This is a genomic window from Chitinophaga sp. GbtcB8, assembly GCF_019091455.1.
Taxonomy (GTDB): Bacteria; Bacteroidota; Bacteroidia; order Chitinophagales; family Chitinophagaceae; genus Chitinophaga.
The window spans coordinates 78,444-97,090 of the sequence record NZ_JAGXJN010000037.1 but is presented as its reverse complement, the minus strand read 5'-3'; the positions used below and the strand labels follow the sequence as shown (position 1 = coordinate 97,090).

The following is an 18,647-nucleotide window of genomic DNA, read 5'->3' as shown; positions in this document are numbered from 1 at the left end:
CCCGGCCATTGCGCATGGTATTGCGGAGCATGTAGGCTCCATAGAACCCGGCAAGCTGGCCGACCTGGTGTTGTGGAGGCCCGCGCTGTTCGGCGCAAAGCCGGAAATGATCATCAAAGGCGGTATGATAGCTGCCAGTAAAATGGGCGATCCCAATGCAGCCATTCCCACGCCGCAACGGGTGATTTACCGGCATATGTTTGGCGCGCACGGCAAGGCGCTGCTGCATACCAGCGTAACCTTTGTATCCAAGATCTCTTTGCAGAAGAACATTGCGCAGGAATATGGTTTGCAAAAACCTTTGCTGGCAGTAAGCGGCTGCCGCAGCATTTCCAAAAAAGACCTGATCCATAATGATCAAACGCCGGATATAACCGTAAACCCCGAAACATATGAAGTAAGGGTAGATGGGGTGAAGATCACCTGCGAACCTTTGAAGGAGCTGGCTTTGGCGCAACGATATTTCCTGTTCTAAACGGGCCTGGCTAAAAGAATGTAAAATGTAAAATTTTAAATCATAAATGTAAAAGTAGAATGCCGGGAACATAAGTCTGTACCAGGAATCGTAGCATTCTACTTTGACATTTGAAATTTTACATTTATGATTTTACATTCTTTTTAGCCAGCCCCATACCGTGTATATGATCATCGAAGATATTCTGGGCAATACCAGCACTTTATCCATCGGCTCCCGCCAAACGGACCTGCTGCAGCTGCAGTGGTATGAAACCACCCGCCGCATACAGCGCCGGCAAACCGTAAGCGGCCGTGAGCTGGCCCTGCGCCTGTTAAAACAAGGCCAGCGCCTGCAGCAGGGCGATGTTGTTTGGATGGACGATACCACCGCTGTAGTGGTGGATATACTGCCTTGTGAGGTAATAGTAGTAACACCGTCCTCCATGCTGGAAATGGGTACCATTTGTTACGAGATCGGCAACAAACACTTACCCGTTTTTATCCAGGATAATGAAGTGCTGATACCCATGGAGGAACCGCTGTACCGCTGGCTGGAAAGCGCCGGTTATACACCGTTAAAGGCCACCCGCAAGCTAACCAACATGCTGCGCTCCAACGTAACACCGCATAACCATGGAGGGAGCGGGGAGACGTTGTTTCAGAAGATCATGAACCTCACGAAGTGAGAATTATGAATTGTCAATTACGAATTACGAATAGGTTGTGTTTTGTTGATGACATTATTTTGTAATTGATAATCCGTAATTAAAATATATGGCTTCATCCGCTGCATTAACATTCGTAATTCGTAATTAACTCATGCTTCTTTCACTTCTTCATCTTTCGGATCCAACGCTCCCCATCGGCGGCTACACCCATTCCAATGGGCTGGAAACCTATGTGCAAGAGGGGTTGGTGTGTAATGCAGCTACCGCAGAGGAGTATATCCGCAGTATGCTGCAATATAACCTGCGGTATAACGATGCGGCCTTTGCCAGCCTGGCCTATGACGCAGCTTTGCAGCAGGACTTTAACGTTTTGTTACAGCTGGATGAAGAATGCACCGCTTTAAAGCTGCCCCGCGAAATACGGCAGGCCAGCCAAAAGCTGGGCGTTCGTTTAATAAAGATCTTTAGCCGGCAGCAGGCCTTTCCATTTATGCAGCAGTATGAACAGGCCATGCAGCAAGGCGCAGCTACGGGTCATTACTGCCTGGTATTTGGCGTATATGCCTGCCTGTTACAGATCCCTAAACCGGATGCTTTGCAGGCGTTTTATTATAATGCCGTGGCGGGTTTGGTTACCAACAGCGTAAAGCTGGTGCCCCTGGGGCAGCTGGACGGACAAGATATTTTACACCGCCTGCAGCCGCTGATGCAGGAGCTGGCCGCCGCCACGCTAACGCCTGACCGTAAATGGCTGGGCTGCTGTAACACGGGTTTTGACATCCGCTGTATGCAGCATGAAAGATTGTATTCAAGATTATATATGTCGTAGATCTATGAGCAGAACATACGTGAAAATAGGCATTGCAGGCCCGGTAGGATCGGGTAAGACCGCCCTCATTGAAAGGCTGTCGCGCAATATGCTGCACCAATATGACCTGGGTGTAATTACCAATGATATTTATACCAAAGAGGATGCAGAGTTTTTGACTAAGAACAGCCTGCTGCCTGCGGAGCGCATTATAGGTGTGGAAACAGGTGGCTGCCCGCATACCGCCATCCGCGAAGATGCCAGCATGAACCTGGAAGCAGTGGATGAAATGGCCGCGCGTTTTCCCGGCATACAGCTGATCTTTATTGAAAGCGGGGGCGATAACCTCTCCGCCACTTTCAGCCCGGACCTGGCAGATGTTACCATTTTTGTGATAGACGTGGCAGAAGGGGATAAGATCCCCCGCAAAGGCGGTCCGGGTATTACCCGCTCCGATCTGCTGGTGATCAATAAAATAGACCTGGCTCCTTATGTGGGCGCCAGCCTGGAGGTAATGGAGCGGGATGCCCGCCTGATGCGCAAAGGCCAGCCCTTTGTATTCACGGACCTCATGAAAGGCACCGGCCTGGATGCAGTGATAAACTGGATTAAAAAATATGCGCTGCTGGAAGAAGTGGCTGAACCGGCCCTGCAACGATGATCAGTGAGCTGCGCATAGTAACCGGTTACCGCACCGGCATTACGTTCCTGCAGGAAGGATATTATACCCGCCCCTTTAAGCTGGCGGATATTGGCGCGTACCGGGCCGATAAAGCTTTGTGCCTGATGCTGATGACAGCATCGCCGGGCATGCTGGACGGGGATGATTACCGTATAATGGTTACCGTTAGCAAGCATACACGCCTGCAGCTGCAAACACAGGCCTACCAGCGTTTGTACAGCATGCAGCAGGGCGCTAAGCAGCATATGAACGTTCAGGTGCAGGAAGGCGCAACATTCAGCTATGTGCCGCACCCCATAGTGCCGCATAAGGATGCCAGCTTTGAAGGATATAACCGTATTGAGCTGGCAGAGAATTGCCGCCTGGTTTGGGGTGAGATCCTGACCTGCGGCCGTAAGCTGAACGGGGAAGCCTTTCAGTTTAAACAGTTCCACAATGTAACTGAGCTGTTTTACCGGGGCAAGCTGGTGCTAAGGGATAACCTGCTTATACAACCTGAACGTATAAACGTAATGGCGCCCGGGCAAATGGAAGGTTACACGCACCAGGCTACACTGATCTATGCAGATACCCGCCCTGGCGCAGCTCCCGTAGCTGACCGTTTGCTGGAAATACTGTTGCCGGAAAAAGATATTACCTACGGTGTGTCACAAACCGCCGGACCCGCCCTGGTGCTGCGTGTGCTGGGGCATGGCGCAGAACAGCTGTTCAACTGCCTGCGAAAAATAGAAAACTTATTATGGAAGGACGAAACCGTGGAAGAGCAATACAAACTATGATTGAATATGACTACAGAGCTCAGCGCATTAATACTTACGGCCATTACCATTAGCTGTATACATACCGTTACCGGACCGGATCACTATGTGCCGTTCATTGCACTCTCGCAATCGCGGAAATGGTCGCCGGCTAAAACGGTGTTCTGGACTATCATATGCGGCATAGGGCATGTGGGCAGCTCTGTGTTATTAGGCCTGCTGGGTGTGTTCCTTGGATGGGAGATCTCTAAGATCAGCTGGCTGGAAGGCGTGCGGGGCGGCATTGCCGGCTGGGCGCTGCTGTTCTTTGGCCTGGCCTACCTGGTATGGGGCCTGCGCCGCGCTTACCTGAACAAACCGCACAAACACTTTGATATGTACGAGGACGGCTCTGTGTACGTGTACGAGCATAAGCACGGAGAAGGGCCGGTGTACCCGCAGGAGCGTACCAAAGTAACGCCCTGGATCATCTTCATCATTTTTGCGCTGGGGCCCTGCGAGCCGCTGATCCCATTACTTACATATCCTGCTGCGCAAAAGTCAACACTGGGCATTGTGCTGCTGATCGTAACTTTTACGGTATTTACACTTATAACCATGGTGGTAATGGTAATGCTGGGGTATTACGGTTATTCTTTCCTGAAAACAGATAAGCTGGAACGTTATATCCACGCCATTGGCGGTGCTACGGTTACCATTTGCGGCATAGGTATGGTGTTTATGGGATGGTAGTTGGAATGCTGCGTTTAGCGTTTGGCTTTTAGCTTTTAGCGTTTTTGAATAATTCGCAATTAAATATTATTTTCGGGCCAGGAAATGGTGTCTTCCTGCACAAGAACCGTCCGCTCAGGACTGATGGCGCCTACAAATAAACAAAGATGAGGTTTGCTGGGAAGCGATGCGTGAAGTACTGCGTAAAAGCAGTAACGCACAACAATTTACCGGATAGGAAAAATGCTTTTAACCAACCCGTCGCTTACTTGTGAAACTATTTGTAGGATTATGTATCAGAAAATCAAAACTTCTTTCGAGCAATTCTCTATCGCTAAACACTTGATCCGCTGGACTTTACTGGCAATTCCCCTGGCCCTCATCGTAGGCTCGCTGGTGGCGTTATTCCTATGGTTGCTGGAGGAAGCCACCCGGCTGCGCTGGCAGCAGCCATGGTTATTATACCTGCTGCCCTTAGCCGGTATTGGTATTTACTTCCTGTATAAAAAGTTGGGTAAAAATTCGGAAGCAGGTAACAACCTGATTATGGAAGAAATACACCAGCCCGGTGGCGGTATCCCTGCCCGCATGACGCCCCTGGTGCTGCTTACTACTGTTATCACACACCTGTTTGGCGGTTCTGCAGGGCGGGAAGGTACTGCGGTGCAAATAGGCGGCAGCATGGCGCACCTGCTGGGCCGCCGCATGCGCCTCACTGAAAAGGATATACGTATTTTACTCATGGCAGGTATTGCTGCCGGTTTTGGAGCCGTATTCGGTACCCCGCTTACCGGTGCGGTGTTTGCGCTGGAAGTGCTGGCCATAGGCACTATCCGGTATGATGCGCTGGTGCCCTGCCTGATAGCCGCTGTATTTGCAGATATTGTCTGTTCGGCATGGGGCATTCATCATACACATTACCATATTGATTTTGCGCCGCATAACAGCACACCTTTTTTGCCCTTCCTGCACATGGACCTCTGGCTGTTGGCTAAAGTGGTGCTGGCCGGTGTAGCTTTTGGTATGGCCAGCTACCTGTTTGCCAACAGCATGCACCTGATTAAACAATATGCGCAGCGTTACATACAACCGGCCTGGTTAATACCGGCCGTAGGTGGTGTGATCATTATTGCATTCAGCTGGGTGCTGGGCACCCGCGATTACCTGGGGCTGGGCGTTAGCAGCCAGGATCCATCCGGTGTAAGTATCCTGAATGCATTTCATGCAGGCGGCGCAACTACCTGGAGCTGGTTATGGAAGCTGCTGTTCACCGCTATTACCTTAGGCATGGGTTTTAAAGGGGGAGAGGTAACACCCCTGTTCTTTATAGGCGCTGCATTAGGTAATACCCTGGCTATACTGTTAGGCGCGCCGGTAGACCTGTTTGCCGGTATGGGCTTCATTGCTGTATTTGCCGGCGCCACCAATACACCCATTGCCTGCACCTTAATGGGGGTGGAGCTGTTTGGCACCTCACATGTATTATACTTTGCTGTAGCCTGTTTTACTGCGTATTATTTCAGCGGGCATAGTGGTATTTATAAAGCGCAGCGCATGGCCGTGCATAAAGGCGAAAGCTCAACCATTAAATAGTAAAAGATGCCTGAACTGAGGAGGAATGTATTTTTAATAATTGGAGCTGTTTTGGTGATCCTTTTCCTGGTGCTTACCAAAAAGGCCAGAAAGGTTATGAATAAAGGGATCCAGGTGCAGGGCATTGTTTTTGATATTGCCAGCGGCAGCACAGATCAGGCTATAACACAACATCCTGTTATCCGCTTTCTGACCCTCAACAACGTATGGATCACGGAACCTTACTACAGCAGCACATTTCCTGTTTCCTTAAAAAAAGGACAAACAATAAAAGTGGTATATAGCCCGCGGGATCCAAAGAATTTCATCATCAAACCCGAAGGGATTGCATTATACCTGCCATTAGCCATCCTTATGCTGGGCTCTATTTTTTTAATAACAGGCGTTTATAAACTATTACGGCCCTGAGTTACATCCATACTACTTTCTGTTCGGCAGTATGTGCCTGCCCTATAATGGCTGCATACAGTTCCGGCCTGCGGGCCTGCCGGTAGCGGTATCCGCCGGATTGCTGTAATTTCTCCACTGTGCAGGTAGCAATACTTATATCATTATCCAGCGCACGGCATTCTGCAATTACATCTCCAAACGGATCTAAGATCATAGAGCAGCCGTTTTTCAGCTGATCATCATCCATGCCGATAGGATTAGAGAACACTACGTAAATGCCGTTATCATAAGCGCGGGCAGGCAGCCATTTCATCAGCCAGCTGCGTCCTTTCATGCCCTCAAATTCCAGCCGTAAGGAGGTAGGATCAGCCACGCGGTTATACCATAACTGCGGATCCACAAAGCCCGCCCCTGGCCGGGTAGAGGGCGTGCACATGGTAACATGCGGCATAAAAATAATATCCGCGCCCAGCAGGGTAGTGGCGCGTACATTTTCAACAATGTTATTATCGTAACAGATCAGAATACCACATTTCCAGCCAAAGAGATCAAACACTACATATTGATCGCCGGGTGTAAGGTGCGGGTTAATGAAAGGGTGCAGCTTCCGGTATTTGGCCACCAGCCCGTTCTTATCCACACATACATAGGCTTTATACAAACCGCCGCTAACATCTTTTTCAAACAAACCAGCCAGTATAGTAATGCCGGTTTCCGCGGCAATAGTTGTTAAGGCTTGTATGCTGGGGCCATCAGGAATAAACTCCGCCAGCTCCAGCATTTGTTCCTTGGATAAATGCCGGGCAAAGGTGTAGCCGGTAACAGAACATTCGTGGAAGGCAATCACCTGCGCGCCTGCCTGCGCGGCCTGTAAGGCCAGCTGGCGAATGATCTGCAGGTTATAGGTTTTATCCCCACTGCGGTGCTCAAATTGTGCAGTAGCAATTTTTAAAGGTAACATGTGTTATTATTTACCATGGCAAGGTAGTACGGCCTCCGGAAGTGAAATTGTAAAAACCCGACATTAAGCGGGCAGCTGCATAAAATTAATGGCCAGCAAACGGGTTTGGGTGAGGTATTGCGTAGGAGTAATGCCTGCCAGCTGTTTGAATTCATGTATAAAATGCGCCTGATCATAATAACCGGTTTCATAAGCCAGCCGGGTAAGAGAGGCCTCCGGTGTTTGCTGTATGCATTTTAATAAATACTGAAAGCGCATGGTGCGCAGGAATTGTTTGGGGGTTAAACCTACATGCGCGCGGAACTGCCGCTCCAATTGCCTTTCTGTAACGTGCAGGGCTTGGGTGAGCTGCGCCACCTGCATCAGGCCATGCTGCTGTTGTATATGTGCCATGGCAGCAGTTAACAGCCGGCCGGCCGCAGGGTGCTGCTGTAATTTATGAATAAGGAAATGTTGAATGTGCTGTAAACGCTGCTGATCATTTTCAGCCAGCACTATTTTTTCTTCCAGCTGGCTGCCGGCAGCGCCAAAAATATCCGGCAGGCTAATGAGCTGATCGGTAAAAGTATGTGCGGGTATACCTGTTAATGTTTGCAGGGCATAAGGTTGCAGCACCACTACCAGCATACCAATGGCGCCACCCGAGGCCAGGTCGTGGAACTGGCTGATCTGTCCGTACACAAAACTGCGCGGATGCACCGGCCCGGTATTGGAGAAAGCAGAGAACCGCGCTTTGTAATAGAACACCATACCCGCATGCCCGTCCGGCGAAAGGCGGTGATGCTGCAGGGCAGGACTATCATTTTCCAGTACCAGGAAATGTTTTACCAGTGATGTTAATATAGCAGGCGGTGCTATCTGCATAGTATAAAAGTAATTATCTTTAGTCACTCAAAAATTTTAATTGTATGAAAGCAGTTGCTGTTTCAAAATTCCGCGATACACCACAGGTAATGGAATTACCCCAGCCTGCCGTACGCGCGGGTATGATATTAATACGTGTAGCCGCTGCCGGTATGAACCCCTTTGACTGGAAAATGGTGGATGGCATAATGGATGGGCACATGCCGCACCAGTTCCCGCTGATCATGGGCGTAGAAGGCGCAGGCACCGTAGTTGCCGCAGGAGAGGGCGTTACCCGTTTTAAGGAAGGGGATAAGGTGTACGGTCAATTCATACACAGCCCAATTGGTGAAGGAGCATATGCGGAGTATGCAATTGTACCGGAGAGCAATGCCATCAGCGCAGCGCCAAAGTCTATAGACCTTACCACGGCTGCTGCTGTGCCCAATGCCGGTATGACCGCATTGCAGGCGCTGGAGCATGCCGGATTAAAAAAAGGACAAACATTATTAATAGTAGGTGCTACCGGCGGTGTGGGCTCTTTTGCCACGCAGCTGGCTGCCCTGCAGGGTATACAGGTAATTGCCACTGTAAGCAGCGATGCTGCTGCACAACGTATACAGCAGCTGGGCGCAGTTACCACTGTTAATTACAAAACAGGCTCCATTGCCGAACAGGTAAAACAAACTTACCCGGATGGTATTGATGGCCTGATGGACCTGATGAGTAAAAAAGATGCTTTTGCCGCAAACACAGCGCTGGTAAAGAACGGCGGCGTGGCACTTACTACTGCTTTTGTAGCAGATGATGTTTTGCTGAAAGAGCGGAATTTACGCGGCGGCAATTTTGAAGTAAAAGGCAACCTTACATCGCTGGATCAGCTTACCCAATTAATTGATGACGGTAAGCTACAGGTACCTGTGGGGCACACCATCAACCTGCAGGAAGTACCCGCTGCTATTGAGAAAAGCCGCGCCGGACATGCTACCGGGAAAACAATTATTACGATGGAATAATTTAATTAATAATTAGGAATGAATAATTAATAATCGTAGGGCAGTTATATCGTAGTACGGATACCTGCAAAAAAAGAGGAATGATGTTCTATAGCATCATTCCTCTTTTTTATTATCTTCAGAGAAGCTGCATTTTCCTGTACCAACATTCTCCGATATTATCAATTCTTAATTATTCATTCTTAATTAAAATGCACTTGCCTCATTGAGCTGCTCCATCGCTGCCTGGTCTAATCCCAGTTTAGAAGCCTGTAGCAGCTCCTCCAATTGTTCCACGCTGGTAGCGCTGGCAATAGGTGCTGCAATGCCCGGGCGCTGCGCCAGCCAGGCAATAGCCACACTGGCAGGATTGGTTTTATAACGCGCAGCTACTTCATCCAAAGCAGCGAGGATCTTCATCCCCCGGTCATTCAGATAGCTCAATGCTTTTTGCCCGCGCGGGCTTTTGGAAATATCTTCTTTGGAACGGTATTTACCACTCAGGAAACCGCTGGCCAGCGCGTAGTAAGGCAGTACGCTTAAACCATGTTCCTCGCAGATAGGCATATACGAAGTTTCAAATTTCTGACGGTCGTACAGGTTGTACTCCGGCTGTAAGGTTTCATAACGCGGGTAACCATAATCTTCACTGTTATGCAGGGATAAGGTGAGCCTTTCCGGGCTCATGTTGGAAGTGCCTATCACGCGCACTTTACCGGCTTTTATCAGCTCCGCATAGGTAGCCAGCGTTTCTTCTACGGGTGTGGTTTCTTCATCAAAATGCGTTTGATACAGGTCTATATAATCTGTTTGCAAACGGCGCAGGGAATCTTCCACTGCTTTGGTAATATATGCTTTGGAGGTGCCTTTCTGCTGCGGTCCCATTTCACCGCCTACTTTAGTAGCTATGATCACCTGCTCCCGTTTACCACTTTGTTTTAACCAGTTACCAATAATGGTTTCCGATTCACCGCCTTTGTTGCCGCTTACCCATTTGGAATATACATCTGCCGTATCTATCAGGTTAAAACCTGCGCCGGTAAAGGCATCCAGCAATTTAAAAGAATTAGGTTCATCAACAGTCCATCCAAATACATTGCCGCCAAATGCCAGTGGCGCCACTGTGAGCTCAGATCTGCCTAGTTTCCGTTTTTCCATCTTATATTAATTTTGATCTAATATTTCCCACAAAAAAGGTACCAGTATAAATTAAACTGCTAACATACCCATAAGCAGCCCCGGCAAAAACTGGGGATATTGTCCTCATGCTCAGCTGAAAACGCAGCGTTCTCTACGCGAATCTATTATTATTGAAAGGAATATGATAAACGATCATAACTAACGGATACGACTATATTTTAAATTATTACTATTTTGCGGGCCGCTGCGTGCTGCTTACGTACATATCAATATAATCCATTATCCGCCTGGGTCCAAGGGAATGCCAATCATAGCAGCCGGTTGGGAGGTTTGAACAAAAAAATTTAATACGAACGCATAATTGCCGGCAGGTGATTCCTGCAGGAATAAATATTTTTTAGCAAGGAACAGATTTTGTTAGACAAACGACATTTAACGTACTATGAGTAAGACCATTATTGTATCAAACAGATTGCCCGTAAGAACAACAGAAAAAGATGGAGAGTATGTATTGGCTCCCAGCGAGGGAGGATTGGCTACCGGTTTGGGGTCCATTTACAGGGACGGACATAATGTATGGATCGGCTGGCCCGGACTGGAAGTAACAGAACAGAAAGACCAGGACCGTATTCAGCGTGAGCTGGCTACCATGAACCTGAAGCCGGTATATTTAACACAGGATGAGATCAATAATTATTACGAAGGATTTTCCAATGAAACCTTATGGCCCGTGTTCCACTACATGGCCACCTATGCGCGTTATGAGCAGTCTTACTGGGATTGTTATTACCGCGTAAATGAAAAGTTCCGGGATGTAATACTGGAAACTGCAGAACCGGGCGACATTATCTGGATCCATGATTACCAGCTGTTATTGTTACCCGGCATGATACGCACTGCGCTGCCGGATATTTCCATCGGATTTTTCCTGCACATTCCATTCCCGTCCTTTGAGCTCTTCCGCCTGCTGCCCTGGCGTGCAGAATTGCTGGATGGTATGCTGGGCGCAGATCTGCTGGGCTTTCATACTTTTGATGACAGCCGTCATTTCATTAACGCTGTAACCCGTTTGCTGCCTATCAATGCATCATCCAACGTATTAATGGTGAATGACCGTGCAGTAATTGCAGAGCCCTTTCCCATGGGTATTGATTATGAACGGTACGGATCCATGGTGAGTAACCCGGATGTGAAGGACCAGCTGAAACAGCTAAAAGATAATTTCAATGATATAAAAATGATCCTGTCTATTGACAGGCTGGATTACAGCAAAGGCATTCTGCAGCGCCTGCAGGCCTATGAGCTGTTCCTGCAGCTGCACCCCGAGTATACAGAAAAAATAGTACTGTATATGATCGTAGTGCCCTCCCGGGATAATGTGCCGCAATATATATACCTGCGCGATGAAATAGATAAGCTGGTAGGCGGCATTAATGCACGTTTCCGCACTATTAACTGGCACCCGGTGCATTATTTTTACCGCTCTTTTCCTATTGAAACATTATCTGCTTTATACCACTTTGCCGACATTGGCCTGGTAACGCCTATGCGGGATGGCATGAACCTGGTAAGTAAGGAGTATGTGGCCAGCCGCACTAATAATGACGGTGTTTTGATCTTAAGTGAAATGGCCGGCGCATCCCGTGAATTAATTGATTCGCTGATCGTAAATCCAAATAACATAGGCGCTATTACCCGGGCTATAGAAGAAGCGCTGGTAATGCCCAAACCGGAACAATACCGCCGTATGAAACAAATGCGGCAGGTAGTAGCCAAATTTAATATTGCACACTGGGTAAAACTTTTTATGACACGTTTACAGGAAGTAAAACAGATCCAGCAATCTATGCTGGCACGCCGCCTGAGCCCCGATATGCAGCATCAGGTGCAGCAGCATTACAGGAAAGCTGAAAAACGCGCTATATTTTTAGATTATGACGGTACCCTGGTAGGGTTTAATGTGAACATAGACCTGGCCTCACCGGACCAGGAGCTGTATAAGCTATTACAGCAATTAACCGCCGATCCGCGTAATGAGGTGATCATGATCAGCGGCCGCAAACACGAAACCTTATCAGAGTGGCTGGGCAATATGAATATGGATCTCATTGCCGAACATGGCGCCTGGACCAAGAAGCAGGGCGCACGCTGGAAAAAGATCCCGGGGTTAACAGACCAGTGGAAACAGGATATCTACTCAACCCTGGACACATATACAGACCGTACGCCCGGTGCTTTTATTGAGGAAAAAAGCTATTCGCTGGTGTGGCACTACCGTAAGGTGGAAGAAGGTTTGGGAGAGCTGCGCGCCAATGAGCTGACCAATACTTTACGTTATTATACCAATGATAAAGGGCTGCAGGTATTGCCCGGCGATAAAGTAATTGAGGTAAAGAATGTTGAGATCAATAAAGGCCGCGCCGCCATTAACTGGCTGCAGGACCGCCACTATGATTTTGTAATGGCTATTGGCGATGATCATACCGACGAAGATATTTTTAAAGCCCTGCCGGAAGAAACCATTTCCATTAAAGTAGGCAGCCAGGTATCTGCCGCACGGTACTACCTGCGCAACTTTCATGAGGTAAGGCAGTTTTTGGCTACGCTGGTGTAGCTTTGCTGTCCATGGCCGATGGTCCATAGTCGATGGCCTATGCACGTAAAACGGATTTTACATGCATAGGCCATTTTTATTTTTTTGCAATAACTGTCAAATTGAAGAATGCCATGGACTGCTAGAGAAATATCGGCACATCCAGCTTCATCGCAATGCGGTATGCTGCATTCATCAAACCCACATGGCTATACGCCTGCGGGAAGTTGCCCCACTGGCTGCCGTTATCTTCATCCACATCTTCGCTGAACAGCAGCAGGTGGTTGGAGTATTGCAACAGGTTCTCAAACTCGCGGATAGCATCATCCAGGCGGCCTACGCAGGCCAGCGCCTCTACGTACCAGAAGGCGCATACCAGGAAGGTGGTTTTGGGCTTGCCAAAATCATCTGCATGCAGGTAACGGTAAAATAATCCCTGTGGTGTTTTTAATTCCCTTTCCAGTCCTTCCAGGTGGTCTTTTGCTTTTTGGGAAGAGGGGTCCAGGTAGTTCATCATGATCAGCTGCAGGGTACTGGCATCCAGGTGTTTGCTGCCTACAGCATGGGCATATACTTTGCGTACAGGATCATAACAGTTCTCAATATGTGCGGCAGCACGCTGTTTCAGGGCAATAGCCTTTTCTACCAGCTGCTGATGGCCAATGGTGCGGGCCATTTTTTCTGCTGCGCAGCAACCCGTCCACTGGAACAGGTTGGAGTAACAGTGGGTGTTAGCCATGTTCCTGAACTCCCATATGCCTGCATCTTTTTCATCAATAGTACGCTCTATTTTTCCCAGCAGGTATTCTATCCACCAGGCAGAATCTTTTCTTTCAGAGAAAATAAAACGGTGATCTGTATATAACGGCAGCATGGAAATGAGCACCTGCCCGTAAATATCATTCTGTATATGCTCATAGGCCTGGTTGCCAATGCGCACGGGCTGGTTGCCCATATAACCGGAAAGCTCCGGCAAGATCTGCTCTGTGAGCAGCTTTTGCCCGGTAATGCCATATAGCGGCTGATAGCGGTAATCGCCGGAAAGGGAAATATCTGTTACATAGTTAAAATAACGCTCCATTTCCTCAAAGTGGCCAATATGGTTTAAGGCGGTAATTACGTAATAGGTATCCCGCAGCCAGCAGTACCGGTAATCCCAGTTACGGCCGCTGTTGGGAAACTCCGGCAGGCTGGTGGTGCTGGCGGCAATGATAGCGCCGGTATCCTCATACTGGTGGATCTTGAGGGTAAGGGCAGAGCGGATCACGTAAGGCTGGTAAAAATTGGCGATGTTGGAATGTTTGATCCAGGTGCGCCAGTAGCTGACCGTTTCCCGTAAAAACGATTCCGCAGTGCTTACCAGCGGCGCTTCCAGCGGGTTGCCATAGCTTAGCAGCAGATAGCGGGTATCATTCAGCACAAAATACTGCTCATCCAGCAAATAATTAACGGGAATATTGGTGGTAAGACGCAAACGTTCGCCGGCGCCTAAAAATTCCAGGTGGTTGCTGCCCGGCTGCTGGTGCAGCGGCTGTGCGCCATAATCAGTCACCGGTTTGCAGCTTACACGTATACGCGGGTTGCCTTCCAGCGGCTCTATTTTACGTACAAGTGTCAGGGGCTTAAAGTAACGTTCGTACTGGAAAAAACGTGGCGCTACGTCGGTGATCAGGTATTTACCATTGTTGCAGGTGATCTCCGTGCACAATACATTGGTATTTTCCATGTAATACTGGCGGGAGGTGTATTCCCCTTCAGGCAGTATGGAGAACTGGCCGCCTTTATCTTTATCCAGCATGCCGCCGAATATAAAGGTGCTGTCCATCCGCGGCCAGCAAAGCCATTCTACATTAGTATTCCGGTGTATATGTGCTATGTAGGCACAATTTCCGATTATCCCGGTCTGATAGGTATGTCTTTCCATGCAGCTAATTATAAATGCTTTACGCCCGTGCTAGTTAAATTGTTCATTTAGTATCAAAAGCTGTTCCAGAAAGCAAAAAGCTCAAAGCAGAAAGCAAAAAGCAAAAGGCTGAATGCAGCGGTTCTGGCAGCAAATGTATACCCATCCCCGTCAATAGCTTTCAGCTTTATCCTTTCCGCTTTCTGCTTTTTCCCGTATTTTTATAACATGCAAACCACCAATGTTCAACAGTTCCTACCGCGTTTTGCACGTATGACCCGCCAGCTGGGCAAAGCGCCATTGTACGTGCTGGCCGGCGACCTGGGCGGCACCAAAACCAGGCTGGCGCTTTTTGAGGCTTCCGAAGGCAGGCTGCAGGTAGTGGATGAGCAGGTGTATGCCTCCCGTGAGTATACTTCTTTCCCTGATGTTGTAAAAGGATTTATTGGCAAACAGGCCGGCCGGGAGCCGCAACGTATATGCATTGGCGTTGCCGGGCCGGTGATCAAAGGGAAAGTGGAGCTTACCAACCTTTCCCGCGAGCTTCATGTAACCGACATTCAGCAGGCTACCGGTATAGCGGAAACCTTCCTGATCAACGACCTGGAAGCTACCGCCTACGGGCTGGCCACCTTGCAGGATGAGAGCCTGCTAACACTGCACAGCGGCGCAGACGATAACGGCGGTAACATGGCCATCATTGCCCCAGGTACCGGGCTGGGAGAGGCCGGACTGTTCTGGGATGGCGAGCTGTATACCCCCTTTGCCACAGAGGGCGGGCACTGTGATTTTGCGCCGCGTAATGAGCTGGATATGGAGCTGCTGCAATATTTACAGGAAAAGTACCAGATCGTAAGCTGGGAACGCCTGGTATCCGGCCCCGGTATTTATGATACATTTAAATTCCTGCGCGATATACGCCATATGCATGTGCCGGACTGGCTGGAAGAAGACCTGCTGAAAAAAGATCCCGCAGCAGTGATCAGCAGCCAGGCCATAGAACAGAAAGTTTCCGTGTGCATAAAAACAATGGAGCTGTTTGTACGTTACCTGGCGCGGGAAGCCGCCAACCTGGTATTTAAAATGAAAGCCACCGGCGGTTTGTTTGTAGGCGGCGGTATTCCGCCCCGTATCACCCCCTTGTTACAGGATAATGCCTTTTACCATCACTACCTGCAGGGCGACCGGCTCATAGAGCTGCTGGCATCTGTTCCCATCCATGTTATCAGCAATGATAAGGCGGCCCTTTGGGGAGCCGCCTATTACGCCGTGCATCAACAGCGCATTGTGTAGATCAGTTGTAGTGCTCAATTCATTTGTAACCAAAGCCCGCTGAAAGCCATATGGCAGGTCATGCCCTGGTGCCGGTAAGTTATTTGTGTAAGCGGGGTCAGGGACGTAATAGCATTGGTGCTGTAAGGCCCCACATACCCGGTAGCGGGGTCATAACATTCATGGGCGTTGATCACAACAGAGTGCATAAACTGGTCTACCACCAGCAGGTGCACGGCATTTAACAAGGGAAGCTGTGTATAACCGGCCGGGCCTGTGACGTTGGCATAAGCCGGGCCGGTGATCAGGTCAATTTCTGTTTGTAATAAGTTGGCTTTTTTACCATATTTGCTGTAATTGCTTACCTGCAGCAGGTTCAGCGCACTCTCCGCATTTTCATTATAGTGTACCCGTAACCGTTGCATCTCCATCCCAAACAAATTAGCCACGTAGGTTAAGGAAGAGAATGAATTGAAATCGCTCACCGGGTTGCCATAGCGGTAAGTAGCTGTGCGCTGCATAATATCCAGTGACAGGTTGCCGGTGATCTGGTAAATGCGCTGTGCAAAGGCCTCCGGCCCCGGAAGGCTATACCCCTGGGAAAGGTTACCGGTATCCAGCAAATACGGCATTTGTGCCAGTCCAAAGTGGCTGAAGGCAGCTGCCAGTGAAAAAGCGCCGCAACTGTTCACAGTTGTTTGTTTTACACCGTTGTAAGTTACAAAGGACATATCCGGTTCAATTACGAATTATCAATTACGGCTCCGCCAAAGCGGAGCATGAATGCCATTGAAAATTCCGATGATTACCAACACAAGGCAAAGATGTCATTCAAGAGCAGCAGATGTATAGCTCATCGCGCTCTTATCAGGGCTCAAAAGCCCGGCACCACAGTAGCAGGAAAGCATCATCAGGGTACCTGCTCCGCAACCGGGCGGTAACCGGTTGCGGGCCCCTTTTTGGTTCCTTTTTGGGGAAGCAAAAAGGAACAACTAAATGAACTTAATGATGTAATACACGTAGATATTCCCCGGGTGTGTAGTAATACCATTACGCAAAGCCGCTAACCCTACCGGTTGCTGAATGGTGCCCACATCGCTGCCCGGGCGGCCATTGGCCCGTTGGCGGGCCTTGGCTTCCGGATCGTTGCCACTGTTCATATCGGTCATGCAGAGTATGTAACCCCGGTAATCCGGTAAGCGGAATACACCTTCCGGCTCCAGGCCTTTGTTGTATTGCAGGCCTATCACCTGGTATAACAGCGGGTAGTCTTCAGCATCCAATTGGCGGCCGTCGCATACCATCCAGCCATACGTTTCAATAAGCGTTTCAAAATCGGCCGGGCCATCTGCATCAGGATCCGCTATCTTCCCGGAAAAGGCCATCACAGCGCCTGGCGGTATGCCAAAGGGCATAGATGGTAGTTGTGTAGGATAAACCATATATATTAAAAACTAATGATCAAAAAAGAAACCCCGGGACAGAGGGAAAGGTTCCCGGGGTGGGGGTTACGGTCACGCATATCTGACATTTTGCAGAGAAAACGAAACCGGCGTCGTGTCGGGGCCCAATCCCCCACCGGTCATAATAATGTCCGCACTGCTAATGCCAGATAGAGATAGCTGTGTATGCACCTGTGAAGTAAAAGCGCTGTCAATCAATGCTCCTTCGGTTACTGCGTGTGCAACGCCTATCCAAAGGGTCGGCTTAAATTGGAATACCGCCGGTTGTCCCGGCTCCACATTCGTTTTCAGGGCAAGCAATTTTCCATCCCGGTACACATGTACATCAATGATACCGGTTGCCAGGGCATTGTATATAATGATCTCGTCCTCGTTGGCAGCAGGCCCGCTGTGTTCAAGTACATCGCCACTATCCGTTGTAACCAGCTGATATTGTTGCCCGGTAGCAGCTGGCAGCTGCAGGCTGTAGTTGCCATGGCCATCACTGGCCGCAACCGCCATTGCCACAGGGTAGGTAAAGGGATGGCTCCATCCGGACCCCAAATTATGGATCACCCGCCAGGCTACCGGTGTTTCAGCAGCAGTGGCCTCATTTTTCTGGAAGATCACAATGCCATCATTGTTACGGTCACTCGAATTGTTAATAAGATTGAGCCAGATGTTTGTCATAGTCCTGAACGTTTTGCCGGATCTGATTAGTGGTGTGTTGTTGTGCGTGCCTTACAATACCAAAAGTACAGCAGGCAATAACGGCCCGGGAATACAATGGCAGCAGTGGTGTATTGGAAGGCATAAATGGTACGGCCGCAGGTATGAGTGTAGAAAGTATTACTATTATGGACAATAAAAAATGGATATAAAGATTATCTTTGCTGCCCTTAAACTTCCTTTCTTTAACCTTAAGCCTCTTACCTATGTCAACAAGAGTATCCTCAGACGTAACAATCCTACACACACACACCGCACGCGTTGTCCGTGGCCTTGCAAAACCTTTTTCCCTGGAGCCACTGGTTGCAGCAATAACGGTGAATGAAACAGAAAAGATCTATAAGCTGTCTATCACCGCATATTTGCCGGACGGCCTGGAAAAACCCGTACTGGATGAAGATATTAGCTTCATTGCGCCTATAGATACAGATGCCAATGAGCTGGATGCACGTTATGTGTACCTTACCATTGAACCCTGGGATATTGGCGCACATCACAGCTACTCCCTCTGGAATATAGAGGTGAAATACCAGCTGGGCGCCACCAGCCCGGAAGCGCAGGCTGTGCTGGTATTATATGATTACGAAGAAGGAGTGCCCGGAGGGCCTGAAACGCCTGAAACACCCAGGGGTACGGTAACTACAGTAAAAAGATCCACTACCGCAGAGGACTAATACAGGCTTGGAAAAGCCGGCCCGATTTG

19 protein-coding genes and 1 riboswitch are annotated in these 18,647 nt (G+C 49.0%); of the genes, 12 read left to right on the top strand and 7 right to left on the bottom strand.

Annotated features, from left to right (window positions below):
• The 8 genes from KVT36_RS25690 to KVT36_RS25655 form a co-directional block, all read left to right on the top strand.
• Positions 1-475 (top strand): amidohydrolase family protein (locus KVT36_RS25690; RefSeq protein ID WP_217606306.1); only part of this gene is annotated, 475 nt, incomplete at its 5' end.
• 166 nt (positions 476-641) lie between these two features.
• Complete coding sequence (gene ureE, locus KVT36_RS25685; protein WP_217606305.1) at positions 642-1,142, top strand: urease accessory protein UreE; 501 nt, start codon at positions 642-644, stop codon at positions 1,140-1,142.
• A 133-nt stretch (positions 1,143-1,275) separates the two neighbouring features.
• Positions 1,276-1,953: an urease accessory protein UreF gene (locus tag KVT36_RS25680; RefSeq protein ID WP_217606304.1), complete on the top strand. Its 678-nt coding sequence runs from the start codon at positions 1,276-1,278 to the stop codon at positions 1,951-1,953.
• A gap of 4 nt (positions 1,954-1,957) precedes the next feature.
• A complete protein-coding gene (ureG, locus tag KVT36_RS25675; RefSeq protein WP_217606303.1) occupies positions 1,958-2,593 on the top strand; it encodes an urease accessory protein UreG in 636 nt (211 codons plus the stop codon).
• Positions 2,590-3,393: an urease accessory protein UreD gene (locus KVT36_RS25670; RefSeq protein ID WP_217606302.1), complete on the top strand. Its 804-nt coding sequence runs from the start codon at positions 2,590-2,592 to the stop codon at positions 3,391-3,393. Before ureG ends, KVT36_RS25670 begins: the two co-directional genes overlap by 4 nt.
• 6 nt (positions 3,394-3,399) lie before the next feature.
• Positions 3,400-4,104: a sulfite exporter TauE/SafE family protein gene (locus tag KVT36_RS25665; RefSeq protein ID WP_217606301.1), complete on the top strand. Its 705-nt coding sequence runs from the start codon at positions 3,400-3,402 to the stop codon at positions 4,102-4,104.
• A 71-nt stretch (positions 4,105-4,175) separates the two neighbouring features.
• Positions 4,176-4,244: riboswitch (Fluoride riboswitch) on the top strand.
• Positions 4,245-4,374: 130 nt separating this feature from the next.
• Positions 4,375-5,676, top strand: a complete 1,302-nt coding sequence (locus KVT36_RS25660; RefSeq protein WP_217606300.1) for a voltage-gated chloride channel family protein — start codon at positions 4,375-4,377, stop codon at positions 5,674-5,676.
• Positions 5,677-5,682: 6 nt separating this feature from the next.
• Positions 5,683-6,084 carry a DUF3592 domain-containing protein gene (locus KVT36_RS25655; protein ID WP_217606299.1) on the top strand — a complete coding sequence of 134 codons (402 nt, stop codon included), beginning with the start codon at positions 5,683-5,685 and terminating at the stop codon, positions 6,082-6,084.
• 1 nt (position 6,085) lies between these two features.
• On the opposite strand, the gene KVT36_RS25650 is transcribed toward KVT36_RS25655, so the two are convergent.
• Both KVT36_RS25650 and KVT36_RS33285 read right to left on the bottom strand, forming a co-directional pair.
• Entirely contained in the window at positions 6,086-7,027 is a 942-nt protein-coding gene (locus tag KVT36_RS25650; protein ID WP_217606298.1) for a nitrilase family protein, read from the bottom strand.
• A 63-nt stretch (positions 7,028-7,090) separates the two neighbouring features.
• Positions 7,091-7,918, bottom strand: coding sequence for a helix-turn-helix domain-containing protein (locus KVT36_RS33285; protein WP_217606297.1), 828 nt, complete (start codon positions 7,916-7,918; stop codon positions 7,091-7,093).
• 17 nt (positions 7,919-7,935) lie between these two features.
• Between KVT36_RS33285 and KVT36_RS25640 the strand changes: the two genes are divergently transcribed.
• Positions 7,936-8,886 carry an NADP-dependent oxidoreductase gene (locus KVT36_RS25640; protein ID WP_217606296.1) on the top strand — a complete coding sequence of 317 codons (951 nt, stop codon included), beginning with the start codon at positions 7,936-7,938 and terminating at the stop codon, positions 8,884-8,886.
• Positions 8,887-9,072: 186 nt separating this feature from the next.
• On the opposite strand, the gene KVT36_RS25635 is transcribed toward KVT36_RS25640, so the two are convergent.
• Positions 9,073-10,023 (bottom strand): aldo/keto reductase, encoded by a 951-nt coding sequence (locus KVT36_RS25635; RefSeq protein WP_217606295.1) that lies wholly within the window; start codon positions 10,021-10,023, stop codon positions 9,073-9,075.
• Positions 10,024-10,447: 424 nt separating this feature from the next.
• On the opposite strand from KVT36_RS25635, the gene KVT36_RS25630 reads away from it, so the two are divergent.
• Positions 10,448-12,619: a bifunctional alpha,alpha-trehalose-phosphate synthase (UDP-forming)/trehalose-phosphatase gene (locus KVT36_RS25630; RefSeq protein WP_217606294.1), complete on the top strand. Its 2,172-nt coding sequence runs from the start codon at positions 10,448-10,450 to the stop codon at positions 12,617-12,619.
• Between the two features lie 121 nt (positions 12,620-12,740).
• On the opposite strand, the gene KVT36_RS25625 is transcribed toward KVT36_RS25630, so the two are convergent.
• A complete protein-coding gene (locus KVT36_RS25625) occupies positions 12,741-14,522 on the bottom strand; it encodes a glycoside hydrolase family 15 protein (RefSeq protein ID WP_217606293.1) in 1,782 nt (593 codons plus the stop codon).
• Positions 14,523-14,729: 207 nt separating this feature from the next.
• Here KVT36_RS25625 and glk point away from each other — a divergent pair, with 207 nt between their 5' ends.
• Entirely contained in the window at positions 14,730-15,794 is a 1,065-nt protein-coding gene (gene glk, locus KVT36_RS25620; RefSeq protein ID WP_254640198.1) for a glucokinase, read from the top strand.
• A 14-nt stretch (positions 15,795-15,808) separates the two neighbouring features.
• Here the strand turns inward: glk and KVT36_RS25615 are convergent, their stop codons facing one another.
• The 3 genes from KVT36_RS25615 to KVT36_RS25605 all read right to left on the bottom strand — a co-directional run bounded on the left by KVT36_RS25615 (position 15,809) and on the right by KVT36_RS25605 (position 17,905).
• On the bottom strand, positions 15,809-16,504 hold the full coding sequence (locus KVT36_RS25615; RefSeq protein ID WP_217606292.1) for a hypothetical protein: 696 nt from the start codon (positions 16,502-16,504) through the stop codon (positions 15,809-15,811).
• Between the two features lie 261 nt (positions 16,505-16,765).
• The gene (locus tag KVT36_RS25610) at positions 16,766-17,188 is read right to left on the bottom strand and encodes a phage tail protein (protein WP_217606291.1); all 423 of its coding nucleotides are present in this window, start codon (positions 17,186-17,188) and stop codon (positions 16,766-16,768) included.
• Between the two features lie 99 nt (positions 17,189-17,287).
• Complete coding sequence (locus tag KVT36_RS25605; protein WP_217606290.1) at positions 17,288-17,905, bottom strand: hypothetical protein; 618 nt, start codon at positions 17,903-17,905, stop codon at positions 17,288-17,290.
• 245 nt (positions 17,906-18,150) lie between these two features.
• Between KVT36_RS25605 and KVT36_RS25600 the strand changes: the two genes are divergently transcribed.
• The gene (locus KVT36_RS25600; protein WP_217606289.1) at positions 18,151-18,618 is read left to right on the top strand and encodes a hypothetical protein; all 468 of its coding nucleotides are present in this window, start codon (positions 18,151-18,153) and stop codon (positions 18,616-18,618) included.
• Positions 18,619-18,647: the final 29 nt, after the last annotated feature.

Bases quoted from the DNA above. Each gene is read 5' to 3' on its own strand.
- ureG (WP_217606303.1), top strand. From the start codon at position 1,958: ATGAGCAGAACATACGTGAAAATAGGCATTGCAGGCCCGGTAGGATCG.
- KVT36_RS25665 (WP_217606301.1), top strand. From the start codon at position 3,400: ATGACTACAGAGCTCAGCGCATTAATACTTACGGCCATTACCATTAGC.
- KVT36_RS25610 (WP_217606291.1), bottom strand. From the start codon at position 17,188: ATGCCCTTTGGCATACCGCCAGGCGCTGTGATGGCCTTTTCCGGGAAG.
- KVT36_RS25655 (WP_217606299.1), top strand. From the start codon at position 5,683: ATGCCTGAACTGAGGAGGAATGTATTTTTAATAATTGGAGCTGTTTTG.
- KVT36_RS25670 (WP_217606302.1), top strand. From the start codon at position 2,590: ATGATCAGTGAGCTGCGCATAGTAACCGGTTACCGCACCGGCATTACG.
- KVT36_RS25615 (WP_217606292.1), bottom strand. From the start codon at position 16,504: ATGTCCTTTGTAACTTACAACGGTGTAAAACAAACAACTGTGAACAGT.
- KVT36_RS25630 (WP_217606294.1), top strand. From the start codon at position 10,448: ATGAGTAAGACCATTATTGTATCAAACAGATTGCCCGTAAGAACAACA.
- KVT36_RS25660 (WP_217606300.1), top strand. From the start codon at position 4,375: ATGTATCAGAAAATCAAAACTTCTTTCGAGCAATTCTCTATCGCTAAA.
- KVT36_RS25635 (WP_217606295.1), bottom strand. From the start codon at position 10,023: ATGGAAAAACGGAAACTAGGCAGATCTGAGCTCACAGTGGCGCCACTG.
- glk (WP_254640198.1), top strand. From the start codon at position 14,730: ATGCAAACCACCAATGTTCAACAGTTCCTACCGCGTTTTGCACGTATG.
- KVT36_RS25640 (WP_217606296.1), top strand. From the start codon at position 7,936: ATGAAAGCAGTTGCTGTTTCAAAATTCCGCGATACACCACAGGTAATG.
- KVT36_RS25680 (WP_217606304.1), top strand. From the start codon at position 1,276: ATGCTTCTTTCACTTCTTCATCTTTCGGATCCAACGCTCCCCATCGGC.
- KVT36_RS25605 (WP_217606290.1), bottom strand. From the start codon at position 17,905: ATGACAAACATCTGGCTCAATCTTATTAACAATTCGAGTGACCGTAAC.
- ureE (WP_217606305.1), top strand. From the start codon at position 642: ATGATCATCGAAGATATTCTGGGCAATACCAGCACTTTATCCATCGGC.
- KVT36_RS25650 (WP_217606298.1), bottom strand. From the start codon at position 7,027: ATGTTACCTTTAAAAATTGCTACTGCACAATTTGAGCACCGCAGTGGG.
- KVT36_RS25625 (WP_217606293.1), bottom strand. From the start codon at position 14,522: ATGGAAAGACATACCTATCAGACCGGGATAATCGGAAATTGTGCCTAC.
- KVT36_RS25600 (WP_217606289.1), top strand. From the start codon at position 18,151: ATGTCAACAAGAGTATCCTCAGACGTAACAATCCTACACACACACACC.